The sequence below is a fragment of the Micromonospora sp. NPDC049175 genome, assembly GCF_043197345.1.
Lineage (GTDB): Bacteria > Actinomycetota > Actinomycetes > Mycobacteriales > Micromonosporaceae > Micromonospora.
The window spans coordinates 209,271-233,758 of the sequence record NZ_JBICSY010000003.1; the positions used below are offsets into that span (position 1 = coordinate 209,271).

Consider the following 24,488-nt stretch of genomic DNA (forward strand, 5'->3'; position numbering starts at 1 on the left):
GCCGTACGCGAGACACCCGATCCGGAAACCGTGCGGCTGGGGCTCCCGGCTACCGCGCGGCAACCCTGCCAGCCTCCACGACGTGACCCTCGCCATCCGACCACCAGCCTCGCTCCGCGTAGCGCGTTCGCCCAGTTGCGAACAGTCCATTCGCGGCTCGGCGACGGCACGGTCTGGTTAGGATATGACCCCCATTTTCTACCCCAATTCACCCTGAAAGGTGTCGATTTTGTCTCACATTTCGGGTGCCATGCTGCCGGTACTGCTGGCATTGACGCCGATCGTGCCGGCCAACACCGTTTCGCCGGACCAGTCGGACTTCTCGTTGACCGTCAGCCCCAGCCGGATGGTCGTACCAGCCGACGAGATCGGGCAGCCGCGACAGTTCACCGTGACCAACCGTGGTCAGTCGGCGATCGATGTCTCGATGCGAACGGCGAGCTTCACGGTGGATCCTGCGGGGGTGTTGACGTTCCGCTCGGACGTGGCACACACGGCGATCGACTGGGTCACGGTGAACCCGAAGCGCCTTCGGCTCGCCCCCGGTGCGACCGAACCGGTGGACCTCCGGATCGCGGTACCGGCGAACGCCGAACCCGGCGAGCACCAGGTAGCGGTGATCTTCTCGGCACCACCGCCGGCCAATGCGGCCGGGACGAGCATCCGCCGCAGTGTCGGCGCGCCGATCTATGTCACGGTGCCGGGCGACGCGATCGAGTCGGTGCAGGTAAGCGACGTCGATGCGCCCGGTTTCGCGCTGCGTGGTCCGCTGGCGCTCACCGCGACGGTACGCAACGTCGGCACCCTTCGCCGCGATTTCGTCGCGGCCGACCGGTTGCGGGCCCGGGTGGCAGGGGAGGACGTGACGTTCCCCGACTTCACCCTGCTGCGCGACGGCAGCCGACAGGTCAGCGCCCGGTGGGACGATCCACCCCTCATCTGCGTCTGTCGGGTGACAGTCGCGGTGCCGAACCCGGCCGGCCGGGCGGGGAGCGCGCAGGCGACGGTCGTCATCCTTCCGCTGCACCTCATCGGTCCGACGGTGGGGGGCCTCGTCATCCTGCTCCTGCTCGGCTGGATGCTCCGGCGTCGCCGGGGCGGTACCGCTGCGGCGACACCGGCGCCGTCCACGGTGGCGGGTGAAGGAGCGCATCCGGCGCTGCCGGCGTCGGTTCTTGACGACCTGACCCGGTAGGCCACGTGCTATCCCTCGGTCCGTCCCGATTGGTCTGGCCGGCGGGCCGACCGCCATCCGCCGAGCGTCTTTCACGATTCACGAAATCACGCTCAGGTCCGGTCCGTGCCCCAATTTGTCCTGTCTTTCCGGATTATGCCTGAGAGCGGCTTATCGGCTGACATAGCCTTAGTGCGTCTTATGGGGGGTTGACGCATGTCCGTGGCGATGGTGAATGGCTTTACGGCGAGACGGGGTCGGAGCGGTGCCGCGACGAACGGCGTGCGCCCCTCGTTGACTGTCGCGATCGTCGACAGCACGGACGTGGCCCGTTGAACACCCGCACCCGGTCCTCGCGACTGTTCGGTCGGCGCGAGGTCCGACGCCGAACCGCAGTTGGCGTGGTGGGCACCCTGCTGGCCACTCTGGTCGCCGTGCTCAACCCGGTCGTCGCCGAGGCAGCCGGCACCGTCCTGTTCAACCAGCCCTTCCACAACAACACCCCGGACGGACTCGGCCCGATCGTCCTGCCGGCCCTACCCGCGGCGTCCACCACCGCGAACTTCGCCTGCCTGAGCGCCTCCGGCAACGTCAGCACCGGAGCCCTGCACAGTTGTGCGACGCAGACCGACGCGCCCGGCAGCGGCAAGCTGCGACTCACCGACGCCACCATCAACCGGACCGGTGGGCTCTTCGGGGCGACCAGCGTGCCCACCGCGTCCGGGCTGGACATGACCTTCAACCTCTACCAGTACGGCAACACCGGCGGTGCGGACGGGATGACCCTCGTCCTCGCGGCGGTCGACCCCGCCAACCCGGCCGCGCCGGCCAGCATCGGCCAGTCCGGGGGAGGGCTGGGCTACACCGGTACGAGGACACTGCCCGGTCTGGCCAACGGCTACCTGGGCATCGGGTTCGACGTCTTCGGCAACTACAGCACCACCACCTACCAGGGGAGCGGCTGTACCGACCCAGCCTTCGTCACCGCCTCCCGGATTCCGGGTCAGGTGCTCGTGCGGGGACCTGGTCGCGGCACGGTCGGCTACTGCGGTCTGAACAGCACCGCCACCAACGGATCGTCGCCAGTGGTCCCACTGCGGGCCAACAACCGCGCCGGCTCGGTCGTACCGGTCGAGGTGGTCATCAACCCGACCACCTCGACGTTCACCACCGCCTCCGGTCTGGTGGTGGCGGCCGGACGTTACATGGTGGTCTTCCGGCCGGTCGGCGCGAGCGTCTCGCGGGTCCTGGAGGGGGCGCTACCCGCGGTCGCCGCCGGCCTCTACCCCTCACCGAACTGGCTGAACAGCAACGGCATCCCGCGCCAACTCGCCTTCGGCTGGGTGGCGTCCACCGGCTCCGTGGTGGACAACCACGAGGTCGACAACACCAACGTGGTGACCTTCAACCCGGTGCCCGACCTGAACGTCACGCAGACCAGCTACACCGGCCCGAACCCCCAACCCGGTGATCCGGTCAACTACACGGTGGTTCCCTCGGTCGCCGTCGGCGCCAACGAAACAGCCCCGGTCTCGATGACCGCGACCACGCCGCCGGGCGTGGTGCCGGTTGGCGCGTTCGGTAGCGGTTGGGTCTGCGCGGCGCCAACGGGGCAGACCGTCACCTGCACCAACAGCAACGGACCCTTCGCCAACGGGACCTCACTGCCACCGATCTCGGTGGTCGCCATCGTCACCGGGTCCGCCGTCACACCGTCGATCATCCAGACGCAGTCGACGGTCACCGCCTCGTCCATCGACGGCAACCCCGGAATCTCCACCACCACTGTCGTGGGCACGCCGCCGGCGACGCCGAGCGGCATCACCGTCTCGCCCGCGACGAGCACGATCGCCGGTGGCGTCGCGGTGACGGTCGGCGGGACGAACATCGCCGGGGCGACCGCCATCGAGATCGGCACCACGGCCCAGCAGCAGGCAGGTACCCCGGTCACCCTGCTGCCCTGCCCGTCCGGCCCGGCGCCCGGCTGCTTCACGGTGAACGGCGACGGGACGTTGAGCATCTCGTCCATGCCCGCGCGCAGCAGCGCCGCCACGGTGAACGTCACAGTGGTCACCCGGGGTGTCGCCGCCGCGGCCACCTACGTCTACACCGACGCGCCGGCCACCCCGACCGCGCCGACCGCGACCGCCGGCCTGGCCAACGCCACGGTGACCTGGACGGCTCCGGCGAGCAACGGCAGCCCGATCACCAGCTACATCGTCACCCCTGTCCGCAACGGGGTGGCGCAGACCCCGATCACGTACGACGCGTCCACCACCAGCCGGGTGATCTCCGGGCTGACGGTCGGCGCGAGCTACACGTTCACCGTCGCGGCGGTCAACTCGATCGGCACCAGCGCGACGAGTCCGGCGTCCAACGCGGTGGTGCCGTACGCGGTGCCCGGGGCCCCCACCATCACGGCGGCCAGCGCCGGTGACTCCTCGGCCACGCTGACCTGGACCGCCCCCAACGCCAACAGCAGCCCGATCACCTCGTACGTGATCACCCCGTACATCGGCGGGGTGGCGCAGACCCCACAGACCTTCGCCAGCGCGGCGACCACCCAGACGGTGGCCGGGCTGACCCCGGGCACCGCGTACACGTTCACGGTGACGGCCCGCAACGCGGGCGGCGCCGGACCGCCCTCGGCGCAGTCCGCACCGGTCATCCCGAACCAGTCGCCCAGCCTCACCAACCCCGCGCCGCCCGCCGGCGAGGTCAGCGTCCCCTACAGCAACCAGCTGACCGTGAACGGCGGTACGGCACCGTTCGCCTGGTCGATCAGTGCGGGCAGCCTGCCGCCCGGGATGACCGTCAACGCGAGCACGGGTCTGCTTTCCGGCACCCCCACCACGGCCGGGACCTTCTCCTTCACCGTCCGGGTGGTCGACGCCAGCAGCCAGGCGGCCACCCAGGCGCTGAGCATCGTCATAGCGCCGCTGCCCACGCTGACCTTCCCGCCACCGCCGCAGGGGCAGGTCGGCATCGCCTACAGCACCCAGCTCACTGTGAACGGGGGCACCGGCCCGTTCGTCTGGTCGGTGAGCGCGGGCAGTCTGCCGCCGGGTGTGACCCTGAACCCGAGCACCGGTCTGCTCTCCGGCACCCCCACCCTCGGCGGCAACTTCTCGTTCACCGTCCGGGTGGTCGACTCGTTCGGCCAGGCCGCCACCAGGACAGTCTCCCTCGGCATCACCGCGTCACCGACGCTGACGTTCCCGCCGCCACCGCCCGGCCAGGTCGGCATTCCCTACAGCACTCAGCTCACGGTCAACGGCGGCACCGCGCCGTTCGTCTGGTCGGTCAGCGCGGGCACGCTGCCGCCGGGTCTGACCCTGAACCCGAGCACCGGTCTGCTCTCCGGCACCCCCACCACCGAGGGCAGCTCCAGCTTCACAGTGCGGGTGGTCGACGCCGCCGGCCAACAGGCGACCCAACCGGTCACCCTGGTGATCACCACCGGGCCACTGGTCGTGACGAAGACCTCGAACGTGTCCACCGTGGCGGCCGGCGGAACGGTGAACTACACGATCAGCGCGACCAACACCGGTTCGGGTGCGCTCAGTGGCGTGACGATCACCGACCCGCTCGGCGGGGTGCTCGACGACGCGGTCTACAACGCCGACGCGACCGCCACCTCGGGCACCGTCTCGTTCGTCAACCCGACGCTGAGCTGGACCGGCAACCTGGCCGCCGGAGCGGCCGTGACCATCAGCTACTCGGTCACCGTGGCCAGCCCGCCAACCGGTGACCTGATGCTGACCAACGCGGTCACCTCGCCGACGTACGGCAACTGCGCCACCGGAAGCCTCGACGCCCGCTGTACCGTCAACGTCCCGATTTCCGCGCTCACCATCGTCAAGACGGCGAACAGGACCACCGCGACACCCGGCGACGTGGTCAGCTACACCGTCACGGTCACCAACACCGGCCAGGCCGCCTACCCGGCCGCGACCTTCACCGACGCGTTGGGCGCGGTGCTCGACGACGCGGTCTACAACAACGACGCGGCGGCGACGACAGGTGCGGTCTCCTTCAGCTCCCCGAACCTGACCTGGACCGGCATCCTGGCGGTCGGCGCCAGCGCCACCATCACGTACACGGTTACCGTTCGCGTGCCGGACCCCGGCGACAAGGTCATGACGAACACGGTCAGCTCCGGCAGCCTCGGCAGCAACTGCCCGGCCGCCGCCAACGACGCCCGTTGCACCGCGACTGTCACCGTGCTGGTGCCCGGCCTGGTCCTGACCAACACCGCGAGCACCGCGAACACGACACCCAACTCGACAGTCGACTACACGGTCACCATCACCAACACCGGGCAGACCGCGTACACCGGCATCAGTGCCACCACCTCGCTGGCCGGGCTGCTCGGCCGGGCGACGTACAACAATGACGCGACCACCACCGCCGGAGTCCTCGCCTACACCAGCCCGAACCTGACCTGGACCGGCGACCTCGCGGTCGGCGCGACCGTGACCGTCACGTTCAGCGTGACGGTCAGCTCGGCGACCACCGGCGAGCGCGTCCTGACCAGCGTGGTGTCGTCCTCGGCGGTCGGCAACAACTGTGCTCCCGGCAGCGTCGACCCGCGGTGCACCTCGTCCGTGACCATCCTGATTCCCGGGCTGACGCTGCTCAAGACGGCGAGCGTGCCGAGCACGACGCCCGGTTCGGTGGTGGCCTACCAGATCGTCGTGACCAACACGGGCCAGTCCGCCTACCTCGGGGCGAGCTTCACCGACTCGCTGGCCGGGGTGCTCGACGACGCCGCCTACGACGCCAACGCGGCCGCCACCTCCGGCGTCGTCAGCTACAGCAGCCCGACCATCTCCTGGACCGGTAACCTCGCCGTCGGCGCATCCGCCACGATCACGTACTCGGTGACGGTAAGCGATCCCGCCACCGGTGACCGGTCGATGGTCAACCAGCTCGTCTCGCCCACGCCCGGTGCCAACTGCGCCACCGGCAGCGTCGACGCCCGCTGCTCGGCGACGGTCGCCGTGCTGCTGCCCGGACTGACCCTGACCAACACCCCCAGCGCGGCCACCGCCACGCCCGGCGACACGATCGGCTACACGATCACCATCGCCAACACCGGCGAGTCGGCCTACCCGGCGACGACAAGCGTCACCAACCCGCTGGCCGGCGTGCTCGACGATGCCGTCTACAACTCCGATGCCACCGCCGACAGCGGCACCGTCGGCGTGTCCGGGTCGGTGCTGACCTGGACCGGTGCACTCGCGATGGGAGCGACAGTCACCGTTCGCTTCTCCGTGACGGTCCAGGTCCCCGACACCGGAAACCGGGCGCTGACCTCGACGCTCAGCTCGACGGCGGCCGGCAACAACTGCCCGCCCGGCACGCCCTCCGCGGCCTGTACGGCCACCGTCACGGTGCTGCTGCCCGCGCTGACGATCGTCAAGACCGCGGACAGCGCCACCACCGTCCCGGGCGGGGTGGTGACCTACACCATCACCGTGACGAACACCGGTGAGACGGCGTACGCAGCCGCGCAGTTCACCGACTCGCTGGCCAACCCGCTCAACGACGCCACCTACAACGGTGACGCCACCGCCACGTCCGGCACGGTCAGCTACACCTCGCCCAACCTGAGCTGGGTGGGCCCGCTGGGCGTCGGCGCCGCCGCGACAATCACCTACTCGATGACCATCCTCGACCCGGACCCGGGCGACAAGTCGCTTGTCAACACGGTGGTCTCCAGCACCCCGGGCAACAACTGCGCGACGGGCAGCAGCGACGCGCGGTGCACCGCCACCGTGTTGGTGCTGGTGCCGGCACTGACCATCACCAAGGCCTCCAGCGTGCCGACCACCACGCCGGGCGCGACCGTCGGCTACACCGTCACCATCAGCAACACCGGACAGACCGCGTACCCGACGCTGACCGTCACCGACGCGCTTGCCGGCGTGCTCGACGACGCGGGCTACAACAACAACGCGGTCGCCTCCGCCGGCACGGTCGCCTTCGTCAGCCCCAACCTGATCTGGAACGGACCCCTGGCCATCGGGGGATCGGTGACTGTCACCTACTCGGTGACGGTGAACGATCCGGTCGCCGGTGACCTGAGCCTGACCAACCGGGTCAGCTCGGGGGCGTCCGGCAGTAACTGTCCGACCGTGGGGGGCAGCGACGTCCGCTGCACGGTCAGCGTGCCGGTGGCCCGGCTGGTGATCGCGTTGAGCGCCGAACCGGCCACCGTCAGGCCGGGTGGGGTGATCCGGGTCGGTGCGACCTTCACCAACACCGGCCAGGTTCCCTACCTGAACACCCGGGTGAACCTCGACTTTGGCGGCTTCATCGACGACGTGCTGCCCACCGGCGACCAGACCGCCTCCTCGGGGACGCTGACCGCCGGCGGTGGCGGTGCGGTCTGGACCGGTGACATCGCGGTGGGACAGACCATCACGCTGACCGGCACCGCCACCGTTCTCGACCCGGACACCGGCGACCGGCTGATCACCGGTCGGGCGCTCTCCTCGGCCGCGGGCAACAACTGCCCACCCGCGAGTACCGACCCGCGGTGTGTCTTCAGCGTGGCCGTGCTGGTGCCGGGCCTCGCCCTGGACGTCATCGCCGACACGGCGACCGCCGTGCCGGGACAGACCGTCGGTTACACAGTGACGATCACCAACTCGGGTACTGCGCCGTACACCGCGATCAGTGTGGCCAACGCGCTGGCCGCGGTGCTGGACGACGCGATCTACAACGGTGACGCGGTCGCCAGCGCAGGCGCCGTGGCCTTGGCCGGCACCACCCTCACCTGGAGTGGTGACCTGGCGGTCGGTGCGGTCGTCACGGTCACCTACTCGGTGGTGGTGCGCTCGCCCGACCTGGGCAACAAGATCATGCTCAACACCCTGCAATCCACCGCCGTCGGCAGCTCCTGCAGCGCGACGACGACGGCGCCGGGGTGCACCTCGAGTGTGCAGGTCCTGACCCCCGCCTTGACCGTCGCCAAATCCGCGAGCGCCCCGACGACGTCTCCGGGCAGCACGGTGGCGTACACGCTGACCATCACCAACAGCGGGCAGACTCCGTACACCGCGACCAGCGTCGCCGACGACCTGACCGGCGTCCTCGACGACGCGGCCTACAACGCGGACGCGAGCGCCACGGCCGGTACGGTCTCCTACACCACGCCGGTGCTCACCTGGACCGGCAACCTGGCCGTCGGTGCCACCGTCACGATCACCTACACCGTGACCGTCGCTAATCCCGTGGTCGGTGACGACGCGCTTGTCAACGTGGCCAGCACCGCCGCGGCCGGAGCCAACTGTCCGGTGGGCGGCACCGACCCCCGGTGCACCGTCACCGTCGCGGTCGCCGACGAGACCCAACTGACGTTCGCCAAGACGGCAAGCGTGCCCTCGGCCGTCGTCGGGTCGGTGGTCACGTACACGGTGGTGGTGTCGAACTCCGGACTCACCCCGTACCTCGGCGCGACCTTCGACGACTCGTTGGCCGACGTGCTCGGCAACGCCGTCTACAACAACGACGCCTCGGCCGGCGGAGTGGGCACCATCAGCTACGCCGCTCCGGTGCTCACCTGGACCGGCAACGTGCCGGCAGCCGGGTCGGTGACCATCACCTACAGCGTGACGGTGCTGCCGGTCACCGGTGACAACCTGATGGTCGACACGGTGGTCTCCAGTGCCGAGAACAACAACTGTTCCCCTGGCAGCGTCGACCCGCGGTGCACCGCGCGGGTCAGCGTGTCCCAGGTGACCATTCAGAACACCGCCGACATGGCCACCGTGCTGCCCGGCGGCACGGTCGTCCTCACCACCACCATCACCAACGACGGCGGCACAGCGTACTTTGGCGCCTCCGTCAACCTGGGCGGCGCCGACCTGCTTGACGATGTCGTGCCGATCGGCGACACCGTAACCTCCGGCACCCTCGTGGTCGGACCGGACGGTCTCAGCTGGATGGGCGACCTGCCGCTGGGCGGCGTGGTCACCATCACCAGCACCTTCCTGGTCCGAAATCCGGACCCGGGCAACAAGATCATCACAAGTACGGCCAGCTCGGCGATCCAGGGGAACAACTGCCCGGTCGGCGGCACCGACGCGCGCTGCACCGTCCGGGTGGACGTTCTGGTGCCGGCGCTGAGCATCGTCAAGGTCGCCAACACGCCGGTGACGACACCCGGCAGCACGGTCGGCTACACCATCACCGTCACCAACACCGGCACCGCTCCGTACCTGGGCGCGGTGGTCACCGACGACATGACCGGCGCGCTGGACGACGCGACCTTCGGCAACGACGCCACCGCCACCGTCGGCAGCCTGGCGTACGCGGCCCCGACACTGACCTGGACCGGCGATCTTCCAGCGGGACAGAGCACGGTCATCACGTACACCATGACCGTGCTCAGCCCCGACCCGGGCGACAAGACGATGGTGAACGCCGTCTCCTCGACCGAGCCCGGCAGCACCTGCCCGCCGGCCAGCTCCAACCCGGACTGCTCGGTGCTGGTACCCGTCCTCACGCCCGGCCTGGGCATCACCATCACCGCCGGCACGGCCAGCACCACGCCCGGCGCGCAGGTGGGCTACACCATCGCCATCGTCAACACCGGACAGACCGCGCAGACCGGCGTCACGGTGACCAATGCGCTGGCCGGGCTGCTGGACGACGCGACCTACAACGGCGACGCCACCGCGAGCACCGGCACGGTCACCTTCACCAGCCCGAACCTGCTCTGGACCGGCACCCTCGCCCCGGGGGCGACGGCCACTGTCACCTACTCCGTGACGGTCGCCGATCCGGACACCGGCGATCGCCTCCTGACCAGCCGGGTCAGCTCGCCGGCCGTCGGCAGCAGTTGCGCCGTCGGCAGCACCAACCCGGCCTGTACGGCCACCGTGACGGTGGCGGTGCTCAGCATCGTCAACACGGCGAACGCGCCCACCTCGGTACCGGGCGGCACCGTCCGGTTCACCACCACGGCCACCAACACCGGAACGACCCCGCTGACCGCGATCGAGATCACGGCCGACTTCGCCGGCTCGGTCGACGACGCCACCTACACCGGCGACGCGACGGCCTCGACCGGCGCTCTGGTCCTGGTGCCGGGTACGGCGTCGATCAGGTGGACCGGTGACCTGCCGGTCGGTGCGGTGCTCACCGTCACCGGAACGCTCACGGTGAACAACCCGGACGCGGGCAACCGGATCATGACCTCGGTGATCAGCTCCGCCGCACCCGGCAACAACTGCCCGGCGGGCGGAACCGATCCGGCGTGCACGGCGACGGTCACCATCCTCATTCCGGCGCTGAGCGTGCTCAAGACCGCGGACCGGGCCAGCACCGTCCCCGGCGGCACCGTCGGCTACACCATCACCGTCACCAACGTCGGCGAGACCCCGTACACCGGTGCCACCGTCACCGACGACCTGGCTGGCCTGCTCGACGACGCCACCTACAACGGTGACGCCGTCGCCAGTTCGGGCGTCGTCGCCTTCGCCGCGCCGACCCTCACCTGGACCGGTGACCTGGCGATCGACGGGTCGGTCACCATCACCTACACCATCACCGCCGACGATCCGCAGACCGGCGGGAACGTCCTGGTCAACACGGTCAGCTCCACCGCCGCGGGCAACAACTGCCCGCCCGGAGGCTCGGATCCGGCCTGCACGGCGACCGTCCAGGTGCTGCTGCCGGCCCTGAGCATCAACAAGCACGCCAACGTCGGCACCACCACCCCGGGCGGCACGGTGGGCTACACCATCACCGTCACCAACAGCGGGCAGACGGACTACACCGGGGCCACCCTGAGCGACAGCCTCGCGGCCGTGCTCGACGACGCCACCTTCAACGACGACGCGGTCGCCACCGGCGGCGTGGTGTCGTACGCCGCGCCGACCCTGACCTGGACCGGTGACCTCGCTGTCGGCGGCAGCACCGTGATCACCTACTCGGTCGCGGTGCACAACCCCTCCGACGGCGACCGGAGCATGACCAACGCCGTCACCTCCACCACGCCGGGCAGCAACTGCCCGGCCGGGGGAACCGATCCGGCCTGCACGGTCACCGTCACTGTGCTGATCCCGTCGCTCAGCATCACCAACGTCGCCGACGTGGCCACCACCACGCCCGGCAGCGTCGTCCGGTTCACTGTCACCCTGACCAACACCGGGCCCACCCCGTACGTGGGCATCCAGGGGGTGACCAACCTCGCGAACCGCTTTGACGACTCCCGGCCCAATGGGGACCAGGTCGCCAGCTCCGGCACGTTGACCGTGGTCGGCACCGTCGTCACCTGGACCGGCGACATCCCGATCGGCGGGGAGGTCGTCATCACCGGCACCGTCACGGTCAACAACCCGGACACCGGCAACCGGGTCATGGCCAACACCGTCACCTCCAACGCGCCCGGTAGCAACTGCCCGACCGCCGCGCCCGGCCCGGCCTGCACCGTCAGCGTCGCCGTGCTGCTGCCCGGCCTTGTCATCGACAAGACCGCCGACAACCCGACCATCACGCCGGGTGGCACCGTCACCTACACCATCACCGCCACGAACACCGGAGAGACGGGGTACGTCGACACGACGATCACCGACTCGCTCGCCGGCCTGCTCGGGGACGCGGTCTACAACGCCGACGCCACCTCCAGCTCCGGGGTGGTCTCCTACGTGGCACCGGTGCTGACCTGGCGCGGTGACCTGCCGGTCGGCACCGCCGTGACGATCACCTACACCGTGACGGTCAACAACAGTCAGGTCGGCGGGCGGACCCTCGTCAACACGCTCAGTTCCGACGCGCCGGCCAACAACTGCGCGGAGGGCAGCACCGACCCGAGGTGCAGCGTCCAGGTGGCCATCCTGATCCCGGGGCTGAGCATCTCCAAAACCGCGGACACCGCCACCGTCACCGCCGGCGGCACCGTCACGTACACGATCACGGTCACCAACACCGGGCAGTCGCCATACACCGGCGCGACCCTCGCGGACTCGCTCACCGGGGTGCTCGACGACGCCGTGTACAACGCGGACGCCACCGCCAGCTCCGGCCTGGTTTCCTACGCGGCGCCGGTGCTGACCTGGACCGGTGACCTCCCGGTCGCGGCGGTCGCGGTGATCACCTACTCGGTCACTGTGAACTTCCCGAGCACCGGCGACCGGAGTCTCGCCAACACGGTCAGCTCCAGCACGGTGGGCGCGGACTGTCCTGGGTCACCCTCGTGCACCGCCACGGTCGCGATCCTGATCCCGGAGCTGACCATCACCAAGACCGCGAACACCGGCAGCGTCGTCGCCGGTGGCACGGTGCAGTATTCGGTGCTGATCACCAACAGTGGGCAGGCGCCCTACAGTGGCGCTGCCGTCACCGACTCACTCGTCGACGTCCTCGACGATGCCGTGTACCCGGGCGACGCCGTCACCACCACGGGCGTGCTGTCCTACAGCGCCCCGGTGCTCACCTGGACCGGTGACCTGCCGGTCGGCGCCACCGCCGCGATCACCTACAGCGTCACCGTCAACCAACCGGTCTCCGGGGACGGGAGCCTGGTCAACACCGTGGCCTCCACCACCCTCGGAAACACCTGCCCGGCGGGTGGAGGTGCCGCCGCGTGCACCGCAACTGTCGTCGTGGCCGCGCAGTCGATCACGTTGTCTGGCCTGCCGGCCGGGTTCACCCTGACCGGCCGGCCCCAGCAGGTGGTCGGTCGGCCCGAGGCGGTCACGATGACCGTCACCACCAACAGCCCCACCGGGTACGCCGTGACAGTGCGCGGGCTGGCGCCCGAACTGGTCGGGGCGAATCCCGCGAATCCGTACACGATCCCGATCGAGAACCTGAGGGTACGGGAGAGCGGTACCAGCGTCTTCCGCGAACTCTCCGACGTGACGCCGGTGGTGGTGCACCGCCAGCCCGGGCCGTCGGCGCCGGGCGGGGACGCGATCGGCAACGACTACGAGGTCAGCATTCCCGCGGTCGTAGCCGACGAGTACTCCACGACGTTGGAGTACGTGGCGATTACCGAGTAACAGCCTGAGGAGCATCATGCGAAGGATCCCTGTCCTGGCGACCGCACTGGCCGCCTGGGTGCTGGCCGGGCCAGCGGTCGCCCCGGCGCAGGCGGCGGCCCCAACGCCGAAGCCGTCCGCGTCGGCCTCGCCGCCCGGCCCGCTGCTCAGCATCACGGTGGACGACGGCCGGACCGAGGTCGCCGCCGGCGACGAGCTGACCTACCGGCTCACCGTCCGCAATCTCGGCACCACCAAAGTGGCGGACATCAAGGTCTCGCAGAGCCTGCCGACCGGGTTGACCCTCGTCTCCGCCGACCGCGGAGGCAAGTCTCGGGACGGCGCGGTCACCTGGGACGCCGACCTCACTGTGGGTCAGGAGTCCACCTTCACCACTGTGGCCCGGGTCGGTGAGACGCCAAAGGATCTTCTGCGACTCGCCACGGTTGCGTGTGCCACCGCCAGGGACGGCAAGAAGCCACTCGTCTGCGCGACCCACTCCGATCTGCTCCCGGCCGGTGCCGTCGCCCCGGCCGCGGAGCGCTCCGGCATGTCCTGGCTCTGGTCCGCAGGTGCGGTGGTGGCGCTGCTCATCGTCGGCCTGGGCGCGATCGTGTTGCTTCGCCACCGCCGACGCCGGGTTGCGCCCGCGCACGCCCACTCGGCGTCCCGACCGACCGAGAGCACCGACCGAATGGCCGGCGCGGTCAGTCTGGATTGAGCGAGCCGCGAGCCGCGGTGGCCGCCGAGAGGCGGTTGCCGAGCCGGCGCTTGTCGTACGGCGCCGATCAGCCGACCGAGTGGGTCACCGTTCCGGTGTAGACGCCCACCACCGTGGACGGTGACAGCTCGAAGATCAAGGTCGGGTTCCAGCTGGCCCTGTTCAGTCCGTCACCGGTGGTCCTGCTGAACGCCCTGGGTCCCGTGGCGAGTGGCACCGCCTCGGCCGCGGTGGGCTGACCCGGTACGAGGACGCCGGTGCCGACGTCCTGCGTAGCTGGTCCGGACCAGTAGTCGATCGTGCTGGCCGGGATCGTCTCTTCCGGCGTCCCGCCACCGGTGGTGAAGTCAGTCGCTGTCACGGTCGCCACCCAGGTCGCCGTGAGCTGTGCGCGATCGTCGACGACGGTGACCGTGCCGAGCTGACCGGAGATGCCCTCGTCGGGCGACCCCTGCCCGAGATCTGCGCTCGCCGGCACGATGATGGAGAGTTCACCGCCGGCGACGACGACGGTGGCCGTGACGTCGCCGGTGCTGTCGGCCCGGGCGGGCGTGGGACAAGCCACCAGGCATGCCGCTCCGATTGCCACGGTCAGTTCAAAGGGCCTGCGCATTGTTGTTCCCGTCATCACGTGCTAATCCGCTGCGTCTCCTTGCACCGAGCCTATCGGCCGTGATCCCTGCGCACTGCCAAAGTGGACATCGTGCAGACCCGCGGGGGGCCGAGGTGTTGCCGGCATCTGCCATGCTCGGCTCGATGACGACCGGCCGCCCGCCCAGAGCCCCTTCCCACCGCCGTCCTCGCAGTCGCGCCCTCCGCATCCTCCTCGCGCTCGTCGCGGTGGCGGCCGTCCTGGGCATCGCGGTGGTCGCGGTGCCGATGCTGCGACCGGCCGGCCCGCGCCCGCTCTTCCAGATGCCGGTCTCCTGTGGCGAGACGTGGCAGCTCAGCACCTACCCCGGTCACGACGACTACGACGTGGACTTCTTTCCGATCGAGGGCGAGGCGTGGGGGCGGCCGGTGCTCGCCTCCGCCGCCGGCACGGTCACGGTGGCGGGCATCAACGGGTCGTTGGGCGGCCGCACCCCGGAGACCCCGGACGGCCCACGGGGGCGCGGTGGCGGCTACTGGGTGAAGATCGACCACGGCGGCAAGTGGGAGACGCAGTACCTGCACATGCTCGAACCGCCCCTGGTCGCTGTCGGTCAGAAGGTCGCCCAGGGTGACCAGCTCGGGCGGCTCGGCAGCACCGGCAACTCCGGCGCGCCGCACCTGCACTACGAGCAGCGACGCGGCTGGGACAAGGTCGAGACGTACTTCGACGGCACGGCGTCGGGCATCACCACCGACGAACGTGAACAGATCCTCCGGCGGGTGAGCAACAACTGCCCGGCCGTCTCCTGAGCACCGCGGTTTGCCCGGCCCGGCTCGGGGCACTGACTGGGGGGACAGTTCAGACGCGGAGAGGAGCCGGCCATGGCCAAGGGTGACGTCGACACGTACCACGAGGACGGGCAGTGGAAGAACAAGCCGGAGGGCCACGAGCGGGCCACCAGCACGCATGACGTGAAGGCCGACGCGCAGGCCCAGGGCCGCGAGATGGCGGCCGACCGCGGCGTCGAGCACGTGATCAAGAAGCAGGACGGCACGATCGGGGAGAAGAACACCTACCCCCGCAGCCGCGACCCGCGGGACATCGAGGGCTGACAGCATCCCGCGGACTGACCTCCTCGGCCGCGCCGACGAGGTCAGTCCGCGTCAGCTCACGCGGTGACCGGGCGTGAATCGTGTCCGTCGTCGTCGAGCGAGATACCAGCCGACCAGCACGAGCAGCACGAGCATCGCCGCGACGCCGATCGCGTAGGCGAGCCAGATCGGTCTCGGGGACTGGGCGAGCTCCATCGGTGCCGCAACGGGCAGGCTGATACGTCCCTCCGCCTTCCGTTCCACCAGCCCGCTGGCGAGAAACACCTGCACGTCCCAGACGCCTGCGGGCAGCGACTGATCGACCGCGATGCGGACCTTGCCGCTCTGGCCCGGCAGGATCGTCACGCCGTTGGTGACCTTGAACGGCCCGGCCTGGACCGCTCCCTTGCTCAACGTGAGACGTCCGGTCATGTCCAGCGCCCGTTCGCCGGTGTTGGTGACGATCGCGGTGACCACGGGGAGCCCACCGATTCCGCGCTCGGCTGCCAGATCGCCGATCCGGAAGTCCGTCGGCGGCTCGCCGCCCGGACCGACGTCGAGGTAGACGCGGATACCCACTCGGTGCACCTGCACCACGTTGCCGTTTTGCTTCGACCCGCTGGTCACCTGCGCCCAGATGGCGGCGTACCGCTCGCCCTTGGACGCATTCTTCGGAACGGCGATGTCCACCGCCACCGAGTCACGTTCGCCCGGGGCGAGCTCGACGGCGGCCGTCGTCAGTTTGATCCAGCCGCTGAGTTCGTTGCCGGTGCGGTCATCGGGCACGGTGAAGGCGGTGTTCTCGACCGAGGCCGCGCCGGCGTAGAGCTCGATCTTCTGCGTCGCCGGAGAATCGTTGCGCACCTCGACCCGGCGGCTGATCGTCGCGCCTGGCTTGAGGTGGTCGATGATGTAGACCCGGGCGCGGGGATCTTCGGCCCGGGCGGTGGGGATGTCCAGCAATCGAAAATTGATCGCGGCGGGATCGTCCCCAGGTTCGTACCGCTGCTCCCGCGCGGCAACGGCTGGTGCCGCCGACGCCCCGACCGCTACGAGAGCGACCGAGGCCAGCAGCACCAGCCGGCCGAGCGGCTCAGACCACCGAATGTGTCACCGTCCCGGTGTAGACGCCCTCGACGGTTCCATCCGGAACGTTCACCTGCAGCGTGGGGTTCCAGCTCGCGAAGTTGTTGCCGGTGCCACCCGTGTGACTGAACGCCGTCCGCGGAACATTGATGATCACCGCCTGGGCCGAGGTCGGCTGCCCCGGCGTGAAGGTGCCGCTGCCGGCCGTCCCGGTCGCGTTACCCGACCAGTACAGGACGTTGATGGCCGGGATTGTCTCCCCGGAGGTGCCGCCGCCGGTGACGAAGTCGGTCGAGACGACGGTGGCGGTCCAGTTCGGGGTGAGCGATCCCCGTTGGTCCAGCACGGTGACCGGGCCCAGTTGGCCGGAGACGGTCGTGCCCTCCACGCCGTTTCCGATGTTCGCTGTCGCGGGCACCGTGATCGAGAGGCCACCGGCGGCGTTGACGGTGAGGGTCACGATCGTGTCGCCCGTCGTGTCCGCGGCGGCTGGCCCGGCGAGGGCGGCGGCAGCGGCGAAACCGGCTAGGCCGGCTGCGAGAAGTTTCCTGCGCATCAAGTCTCCTTCGTCCTGACATCCCCCGTGGGATTGCACTGATGAGACTATCTGCGCAAACAACCGCATATCGGACTAAGAGGGCGTTTTCCCACCTGCGAGTAGCGCGCGGCTGCCTGGTCAGGCGGGGATCACGTACGGGAACCGTTCGGCGCGGGCCGATTTGGTCACCTCCGGGGTGAGCCCGGAGGTCGTGCCGGTGTTCAACACGAGGGAGAACATCACCTCGGGCGCGTTGTCGGCCAGGGTGCGCCCGTTGCGGACCGCGAAACCGAAGTTCGCCGCCGTGCCGACCTGGTAGGACAGCAGGTCGGGGTAGAGCTGCCGTGCGACGCTCCAGCCGTACGCCTGGGGGTCCGGTGCGGTGCCGTTCGCCTTGACCACCCCGGCGACCGCGTTCGCGATCTCCTCGCCGCCTTCGGTGAGGTCGTTGCCGGGGTGCCGGAAGTTGGCGGGGTCGGAGAAGTCGGTGTCGTGTGGCCAGAAGATCGGCCACATCATCGGGTGGCCGGCGCGGTTGATCTGGCGCCAACCGCCGGCGTCGGTGGCCAGCATGGTGCGACACCACACGCCGATCTCAGTACCGTCGCGCAGCAGTGGCTCGTCATGGGAGACCTCAAGGACGATCGACTCGACTGTGGTGCCGGCGAAGCTGTTCTTGGCCTGGTCGACCCGCCACGCCGAGCGGTCCACCCGCGAACCGTTCTTGACGGCGCCGTTGATGGTGGCGAGTTCGTCGAGGTCGACGTAGAAGGGGTCGGTGATCCGGCCGGCCCAGATCCGGACGGTGCCGCCGGTGGTCACCTCGCCGGTGCGCCCCTCGGCGACGGGGGTGCCCATCGCGGCGTCGTCGCGGGCGTCCGCTCCGCTGAGCTCGTACACCTGGAGGGCCTGCCGGGCGTCGCCGTCCGGCTCGCCGAAGGCGAACCGGTAGGTGAGGTCCTCCACCTCGGACCGGTTGATGTGAATCTTGATCTCGTAGCGCGCCTCGGCGTGGAAGCCGCGCTTGATGTCGGCCTTGGTCACCGAGCTGTTGACGTCCATGACGAACACCGTGGCGCGGTCACCGTTGAAGACGTACAGGTCGTCGATGTACAACTGGCCGCCCTGGGCGGCCAGGGGGGTATCGAGGTGGTGCGACATGAGCTCACTCCCGGAACTGCCGGATTATGGACTAATCCGAACATAGTGGGCGTAAGTCATGCCCTCCGCTCATCGAGTCAATCCGGTTCGAGGAGGTGAGCGCCGGCCCGCACGGCGGTGGGCCGCCCGAGTTTCCCTCGGACGGCCCACGCCTTCGCACTCGGCCGGTCAGATGCGAGACCACTTCTGGTTGGCGGCGCCGAGGCAGTCCCACAGGTGCAGCTTGCCGCCGTTGTTGGGGTTGGCGTCCCGCACGTCCACGCACCTGTTGGCGTTGAGGTTGACCAGGTCGCCAGCGGCGTTGAGGGTGAAGCGCTGCGCGGTGTTGCCGTTGCAACTGACCAGGTTGACCTCGGTGCCGTTCGCCGTGCCGGCCCAGGCGGGGTCCATGCACTTGCCCATCGCGCGGACCGTCCCGTCGGAGGCGAAGGTCCAGGCCTGGGCCGCGGTGGTGTTGCAGTCCCAGATCTGCAGCTTGGCGCCCTCGACCGGGTTGGCGCTGGGAATGTCGACGCACCGCCCGCTCTGCGCGCCCCTGATCCGGCTGGTGCCGGGCGCCGGGTCGCCGCCGCCGGAGGTGTAGCTGGACACCCGGACATAGTCGACGAGCATCTGCTGGGGGAACTGCGTGGAGCCGTCCGGGTAGCCGGGCCAGTTGCCGCCCACCGCCACGTTGAGGATCATGAAGAAGGGGTGGTCGAAGACCCAGCGGCTGCCGCCGAGCCGCGCGGGATCGACCCGGTGGTACTGGACCCCGTCCAGGTACCAGGTGATCACGTTCGGCTCCCAGTCCACCCGGTAGGTGTGGAAGCCGTCGGCGAGGGGCGCCCCGATGCTGCGACTGCCGGTGATGCCGCCACCGCCGGAGTAGCCGGGCCCGTGCACGGTGCCGTACACGGTGTTGGGCTCCCGGCCGATGTTCTCCATGATGTCGATCTCGCCGGCGTCGGGCCAGCCGCCGCCGGTGCCGAGCATCCAGAACGCCGGCCAGATGCCCTGGCCGCGCGGAATCTTGATCCGGGCCTCGAACCGGCCGTAGGTCTGGGTGAAGGTGGCCGCCGACAGCAGCCGCGCCGACGTGTACTCGCAGCGCCCGTAGTGGCACTGGTAGTTGGCGGGATTGTCCCGGCGGGCCGTGATCACCAGGTTGCCCTGGCCGTCGTGGACGGCGTTGCTCGTGCTGTTCGTGTAGTACTGCCGCTCGTTGTTGCCCCAACCGCCGCCGCCGGTGTCGAAGCGCCACTTGTTCTGGTCGACGGGGGTGCCGGACGGAGAGTTGAACTCGTCCTGCCAGCTGATCGCGCCGATGGCGGCCTCGGCGCGGTCGGGGTGTGCCGGGACGAGCGCCGCGGCGGCCGCGACGAGGGCAACCGCCAGGAGTACGAGGGGACGAGGCCGGGTGCGGGCTGTGAACACGGGAGGCTCCTCAGCGGAAAGTGGTGGAGGCTGCGCGACGAAAAGGGCGGAGAGCGCTCTCTGTAGAGAAGCATGTCGATATCATGTCTTTCTGTCAAGAGTGTTTCCAATACGCTCGCATCGCCCCTCGCGCGCCGGCGCCGAGCGCGGCTCGGCGACCGTCCGGGACTCCGAGATGGAGGCGACGACCCCCGGAGCGGTGGCCTCGTCTGTTACTCGATGGCGGTCGAATCGACCCTTCCTATTGCCGTGGGGCGTCCACCCGGGACAGGATGACGAGGCGTGCGGGAAACCTCCTCGTAACCTGCGCGCTGCTGGTCTCTGTCACAAGGAAGTGGGAGTCAGTCATGAGCGACGCGTCGACGGCGCTGGGTGTGCGCCTCTACCCGGATCTGGTCGAGCGAGGTGGTCTGGCCCCCGCGCTCATCGAAACCGCCGCCCGACACGGGCTCGATCTCGGTCGGGTCACCGCCCCCGAGCAGGGGCGGAGCCGATTCACCTGCGCCGAGCTGCACTCCGGGCAGGGCGTGGTCTGTGTGAAGCTGGGATCGCAGGCCCGCTACTTCATGATCGACCTGCGGGTGTCCGGCGAGGTGCTGGCGCGCGGCGACGTGATGGACCTGTTGCAGGTCGCCAAGGTGGCCGCCGCCTGGCAGTCCGGGCTGACGATCGCCGAGCTCACCGCCCAGTTCCCGTTCATGGAGGAGATCAGGCACCGCCCGGCGCCGGTGGCCCAGGTCGGCTGACGCGCCTGCGCGTCCGGGTCAACACCGCAACCGCGGTGGCAGCGGTGCCTCGACGCCGACACCACGGTCCAGGTAGGTCGACTGGACGAAGTCGACGAAGCGTTCCGCGTCGGTCGCGGTGGACGCCAGCCCGAACGAGACACGGACCGCGCCACCAGTCGGTAGGCGCAGCTCGGCAAGGTAGCTGTCGATCGTGTCGACCCGCGCCAACAGCCGCCGCCGCAGCGAGTCCCGGCTGATGCCGAACGCGCCCTCACCCGCGCCCGGGTTGCAGAAGCAGCCGGTCCGCAGGGCGAAGCCGGCCGCCGCCGACTCTCGCGCCACAAGCCGCTCGTCGACCAGGACGCCGTCCGGGTCGCGGAGGTTGAACGTCACCGTGCCGCCGCGATCCGCGCCCGTCGTCGGCCCGTACACCTGCACCAGGGGTTGGCCGCTTGCGTGCCGCAGCGTGGTCAGCCGCGCCAGCAGCCACTCGGTGAGCAGGCCGACCCGGGTGTGCACGAGGTCCACGCCGATCGAGTCCAGCCACCGCAGCCCGAACTCCACGTCCGGGATGCTCAGGAAGTTGAGCGTGCCGTCCTCGAACGCCGACTCGTCGTCCATCGACCGGTGCCAGTCACCCTGCACGCTTACCGCCCGGATCGTGCCGCCGGCGAACCACGGACGGCGCAGCCGGGCCAGCGCGTCGCGGCGGGCCAGCAACGCGCCGACCCCGGTCGGGTAGCCGAAGAGCTTGTACCAGCTCAGACACACGAACTCCGGCCGGACGACGCTGAGGTCCAGCCGATTCGTCGGCGCGAAGCCGGCAGCGTCGAGCAACACGTCGTAGCCGTGCTGGTGGGCCAGCTCCACCCAGCCCAGCGGGTGCTGCACACCGGAGAAGTTGCTCTGCGCCGGATAGGCGAACAGGCCGCGCCGACCCCGACGCCGACCCCATCGCCCGCCACGGCTTGCATCGAGCACCGTGGTCAGATCCGACTCCGCGACCCGCAGCTCCGGCCCGCTCAGCGGCACATAGCGCACGGCCGCGCCGGCCGCCCGGGCGTACTCGCGGATGCCGTTCACCGAGTTGTGGTTGTCCCAGGTCAGCGCCAGCGGAGCGCCCCGGCCGAAGTCGTACGCCTCGCCGACCAGCCGGCAGGCACCGCTGGCGTTCGGGGTGAAGACCACCGCGTACTCGGACGGATCCGCGCGGAAGAAGTCGAGCACCGCGCGTCGTGCCGACTCCACCAGGGAACCGGCCGCCGCGCTGCTGGGGTTCTCCGAGTGCGGGTTGCCGTACAGGCCGGCCAGCAGCCGGTCGTGATGTTCGCGTACCTGGGCCTGTGCCGCGACGCCGGCGCCGGCGTAGTCGAGGTACACCTGCCCGGCGGTGTCCAGGTGCCGGTATTCGGTGGCGCGCAACTCGTCGATCCGGCCGGTGGCGGCGTAGCCCGGCAGCGCGGTGGGGGAGGCGTGCGGGATCGGCTCAGGAGGCACGACGGGAGTCCCGTCGGGCCAGCACCGCCCAGGCGGCGCCGAGGAAGAGCACCGTGAAACCGCCGAGCACCAGCCAGTTCACCCAGACCGGCCGGGAGAAGCTGTCACCGTACGTGGCCAGCAGCGGCGGGCCGAGCGGGGAACCGCCGTCGCGCCAGAGTCGTTCCACCCCCGCGGTGTGCCCCAGACCCTCGAACGCCCAGCGGTTCGACATCGCGAAGCTGAGCCACTGACCGCCGACGGCCATGGCCGGCACCGGCAGGATCGCTCCGACGAAGAGCACCTGCGGAAAGCAGAGCATCGGCAGCATGAGCGTCGCCTGGGCCGCGTCGGAGACCACAGCCGAGCACAGCAGGCCGAGGGTGAGCGCCGCCGCCGAGGAGAGCAGCAGGGTCGCGTACAGGGCCGCGAAGTCCCTGCCGTCGACCGGCGGCAGCCGGTCGATCCCGCGCAACACCCCGAGCAGGGCCAGGTCCACCAGGGCCAACAGCGGCAGCAGCACCGCGACCTTTCCCAGCAGGTACGGCAGTAGCCGGACACCCGCCAGCCGCTCCCGGCGCAGGATCGCCAGCTCGGTGCAGATCTGCAGCAACCCGTAGGTCAGCCCGAAGAAGAAGCCGCCGAACGCGATCCAGAACAGGATCATCACGGTCACTGTCGGACTCGGCCGGGTGGGCTCGAACGCCCCGGGTCGGAACAGCAGCGCGAACATGCCGAGCACCATCAGCGGTGAGCCGAGCAGGATCGCCAGGGTCAGCCGATTGCGGACGACGATCTCCGCGTTGCGCGCGGTGAGGACGGCCCACTGGCGCAGCCGCCCGACCCGCCGGGGCGGCGTCGGGGCGATGTCACTGTCGTCGCCGGCGCGGCGCCGCCACTCGGCGTCGCGGTGCTCGGCGTCGCTCTGGGCTGCCTCGGTCTGGGCGGCGAAGCGGTCGGGCCACTCGGCCGGGTGCGCCGCCTCGTCGAGCCGCAGGTGGACCTCGGCGAGGGACCGCAGGCCGAAGAACTCCCGGGCGGCGGCGGGTGTGCCGGTGAACGCCAGACGACCCTGTCGGGTCAGCACGACGACCCGGTCGCAACGGTCCACGTCGGTGATCTGGTGGGTGGTGAGCACGACAGTGGTCCCGGAGTCGGCGAGCGTACGCAGCACCCGGAGCAACTCCACGGCGATCGCCGGGTCCAAACCCGAGGTGGGCTCGTCGAGGAAGAACACGCCGGGCCGGGTGAGCAGCTCGACGGCGATGCTGGCGCGTTTGCGCTCACCACCGCTGAGCAGGCCCACCGGGGTGGCGGCCCGTTCGGTGAGGCGCAGTTCGGCGAGCACCTCCTCGACTCGGCGGGTGGCCTCGGTCGGCCCGGTGCCGGGTGCCAGGCGTAACCGGGCGGCGTGGCGCAGGGTGCGGGCCAGTGGCAGCTCGCGGTGGATGATGTCGTCCTGCGGGACGAAACCGATCGCGCCCGCCGGGGCGGCGCCGTCGTAGGTCACGGCGCCCGCCGTCGGTCGCCGGACACCGGCCAGCAGCTCCAGCAGGCTGGTCTTGCCGGCGCCGCTGGCGCCGATGATCGCGACCAGTTCACCGGGTGCGATGGCCAGCGAGATGTCGGCGAGGATCTGGCGAGGACCGCGGACGCTCTGGCCCAGGGCACTGGCGACGATGCCGACGCCGGCACGTGGCGGAGAGGTGGTCTGCTCGGTCGTCATGTCGGCTGCCCGATCGGGTCGGTGGTGGTCCGCCTGAACATCGTGCCCCGCCGATGGTACTGAGCGACCGCGCAGCGCGCCCGGAGTGGACGGTCAACGACAGTCGTCCGTTCAGCCGGTGGTGGTCCGCGCCTCCGCCGGTACCTGGAGGAGATCGAGGCAGTTGCGCCACAACGTTTCCAGCTGGGTCGGATCGTTGAGCAACTTCGCGAACAGGACCCGCCCCTCGATCTGCGCGACGATCGATCGGGCTGCTTCCCGGCTGTCGACCTCGGGGCCCGCCAGGCCACTCTCCTTCGCCTCGACGACGACCTGCTCGATGAGGCTGATCTGCTCCTCGAAGATCTCCTGGAGCCGACCGCGGATCTCCTCGGCCTGGTTGCTGAGTTCGAGGGCGAGGTTGCCAAACAGGCAACCGGCAACGACTCCGGCCTTCTGCTGACCGACGCGCTGGACCTCCTCGGTGGCCTCGAACAGGTCCCGAAGCCGCTGTAGCGGGTCGCGCTCGCTGCCGAGCACCTCTTCCCACTGGCGGCGCTGGGTGACCCAGTGCCCGTCGATGACGGTGCGGGCGAGCGCCTGCTTGGACTCGAAGAAGTAGTAGAAGCTGCCCTTCGGCACTCCCGCCGCCGTGCAGATCTCGGCCACCCCGAGCGCCGTGTAGCCGCGCTGCTCGATAAGCGCGGCAGCCGCGTCGAGGATCTTGTTCCGCGCGTCACTTGTGCGTCCCATGCCTCGACGATACACGACCGGTCGGCTAGCTTTTAGTAGACCAGTCAT

14 protein-coding genes are annotated in these 24,488 nt (G+C 69.9%); 6 read left to right on the top strand and 8 right to left on the bottom strand.

The genetic code is table 11. The features are described 5' to 3' along the window. Positions 1–229 precede the first annotated feature (229 nt). The 3 genes from ACGFH8_RS14895 to ACGFH8_RS14905 all read left to right on the top strand — a co-directional run bounded on the left by ACGFH8_RS14895 (position 230) and on the right by ACGFH8_RS14905 (position 13,891). Positions 230–1,195 carry a hypothetical protein gene (locus tag ACGFH8_RS14895; protein WP_393367324.1) on the top strand — a complete coding sequence of 322 codons (966 nt, stop codon included), beginning with the start codon at positions 230–232 and terminating at the stop codon, positions 1,193–1,195. A gap of 311 nt (positions 1,196–1,506) precedes the next feature. Then, a complete protein-coding gene (locus tag ACGFH8_RS14900; protein WP_393367325.1) occupies positions 1,507–13,191 on the top strand; it encodes a putative Ig domain-containing protein in 11,685 nt (3,894 codons plus the stop codon). A 16-nt stretch (positions 13,192–13,207) separates the two neighbouring features. Next, the gene (locus ACGFH8_RS14905; protein WP_393367326.1) at positions 13,208–13,891 is read left to right on the top strand and encodes a hypothetical protein; all 684 of its coding nucleotides are present in this window, start codon (positions 13,208–13,210) and stop codon (positions 13,889–13,891) included. A 67-nt stretch (positions 13,892–13,958) separates the two neighbouring features. Here ACGFH8_RS14905 and ACGFH8_RS14910 read toward each other — a convergent pair whose 3' ends face one another. Then, positions 13,959–14,456, bottom strand: a complete 498-nt coding sequence (locus tag ACGFH8_RS14910; RefSeq protein WP_393367327.1) for a hypothetical protein — start codon at positions 14,454–14,456, stop codon at positions 13,959–13,961. 191 nt (positions 14,457–14,647) lie between these two features. Here ACGFH8_RS14910 and ACGFH8_RS14915 point away from each other — a divergent pair, with 191 nt between their 5' ends. Next, on the top strand, positions 14,648–15,295 hold the full coding sequence (locus tag ACGFH8_RS14915) for a M23 family metallopeptidase (protein WP_393367328.1): 648 nt from the start codon (positions 14,648–14,650) through the stop codon (positions 15,293–15,295). A 72-nt stretch (positions 15,296–15,367) separates the two neighbouring features. Next, positions 15,368–15,598 (top strand): DUF2188 domain-containing protein, encoded by a 231-nt coding sequence (locus ACGFH8_RS14920; protein WP_354942245.1) that lies wholly within the window; start codon positions 15,368–15,370, stop codon positions 15,596–15,598. 51 nt (positions 15,599–15,649) lie between these two features. On the opposite strand, the gene ACGFH8_RS14925 is transcribed toward ACGFH8_RS14920, so the two are convergent. From ACGFH8_RS14925 to ACGFH8_RS14940, 4 genes are all read right to left on the bottom strand, one after another. Continuing rightward, entirely contained in the window at positions 15,650–16,654 is a 1,005-nt protein-coding gene (locus tag ACGFH8_RS14925; protein ID WP_393367329.1) for a hypothetical protein, read from the bottom strand. A 16-nt stretch (positions 16,655–16,670) separates the two neighbouring features. Then, positions 16,671–17,219 carry a hypothetical protein gene (locus ACGFH8_RS14930; protein WP_393367330.1) on the bottom strand — a complete coding sequence of 183 codons (549 nt, stop codon included), beginning with the start codon at positions 17,217–17,219 and terminating at the stop codon, positions 16,671–16,673. Between the two features lie 120 nt (positions 17,220–17,339). After that, positions 17,340–18,362, bottom strand: coding sequence for a DUF4331 family protein (locus ACGFH8_RS14935; protein ID WP_393367331.1), 1,023 nt, complete (start codon positions 18,360–18,362; stop codon positions 17,340–17,342). Between the two features lie 168 nt (positions 18,363–18,530). Then, the gene (locus ACGFH8_RS14940) at positions 18,531–19,778 is read right to left on the bottom strand and encodes a family 16 glycosylhydrolase (protein WP_393367332.1); all 1,248 of its coding nucleotides are present in this window, start codon (positions 19,776–19,778) and stop codon (positions 18,531–18,533) included. A 347-nt stretch (positions 19,779–20,125) separates the two neighbouring features. Here ACGFH8_RS14940 and ACGFH8_RS14945 point away from each other — a divergent pair, with 347 nt between their 5' ends. Further along, positions 20,126–20,524: a hypothetical protein gene (locus ACGFH8_RS14945; protein WP_393367333.1), complete on the top strand. Its 399-nt coding sequence runs from the start codon at positions 20,126–20,128 to the stop codon at positions 20,522–20,524. A gap of 18 nt (positions 20,525–20,542) precedes the next feature. Here ACGFH8_RS14945 and ACGFH8_RS14950 read toward each other — a convergent pair whose 3' ends face one another. The 3 genes from ACGFH8_RS14950 to ACGFH8_RS14960 form a co-directional block, all read right to left on the bottom strand. Beyond that, on the bottom strand, positions 20,543–22,003 hold the full coding sequence (locus tag ACGFH8_RS14950; protein ID WP_393367334.1) for an aminotransferase class V-fold PLP-dependent enzyme: 1,461 nt from the start codon (positions 22,001–22,003) through the stop codon (positions 20,543–20,545). Beyond that, positions 21,993–23,708: an ATP-binding cassette domain-containing protein gene (locus ACGFH8_RS14955; RefSeq protein WP_393367335.1), complete on the bottom strand. Its 1,716-nt coding sequence runs from the start codon at positions 23,706–23,708 to the stop codon at positions 21,993–21,995. The genes ACGFH8_RS14950 and ACGFH8_RS14955 overlap by 11 nt, the downstream gene beginning before the upstream one ends. Before the next feature lie 111 nt (positions 23,709–23,819). Next, positions 23,820–24,440, bottom strand: a complete 621-nt coding sequence (locus tag ACGFH8_RS14960) for a TetR family transcriptional regulator C-terminal domain-containing protein (protein WP_393367336.1) — start codon at positions 24,438–24,440, stop codon at positions 23,820–23,822. Between the last annotated feature and the right edge of the window lie 48 nt (positions 24,441–24,488).

What these genes read in the sequence shown, in the direction of transcription:
- ACGFH8_RS14905 (WP_393367326.1), top strand. Translation starts at nt 13,208, where the DNA reads ATGCGAAGGATCCCTGTCCTGGCGACCGCACTGGCCGCCTGGGTGCTG.
- ACGFH8_RS14945 (WP_393367333.1), top strand. Translation starts at nt 20,126, where the DNA reads ATGAGCGACGCGTCGACGGCGCTGGGTGTGCGCCTCTACCCGGATCTG.
- ACGFH8_RS14960 (WP_393367336.1), bottom strand. Translation starts at nt 24,440, where the DNA reads ATGGGACGCACAAGTGACGCGCGGAACAAGATCCTCGACGCGGCTGCC.
- ACGFH8_RS14915 (WP_393367328.1), top strand. Translation starts at nt 14,648, where the DNA reads ATGACGACCGGCCGCCCGCCCAGAGCCCCTTCCCACCGCCGTCCTCGC.
- ACGFH8_RS14935 (WP_393367331.1), bottom strand. Translation starts at nt 18,362, where the DNA reads ATGTCGCACCACCTCGATACCCCCCTGGCCGCCCAGGGCGGCCAGTTG.
- ACGFH8_RS14930 (WP_393367330.1), bottom strand. Translation starts at nt 17,219, where the DNA reads ATGCGCAGGAAACTTCTCGCAGCCGGCCTAGCCGGTTTCGCCGCTGCC.
- ACGFH8_RS14920 (WP_354942245.1), top strand. Translation starts at nt 15,368, where the DNA reads ATGGCCAAGGGTGACGTCGACACGTACCACGAGGACGGGCAGTGGAAG.
- ACGFH8_RS14955 (WP_393367335.1), bottom strand. Translation starts at nt 23,708, where the DNA reads ATGACGACCGAGCAGACCACCTCTCCGCCACGTGCCGGCGTCGGCATC.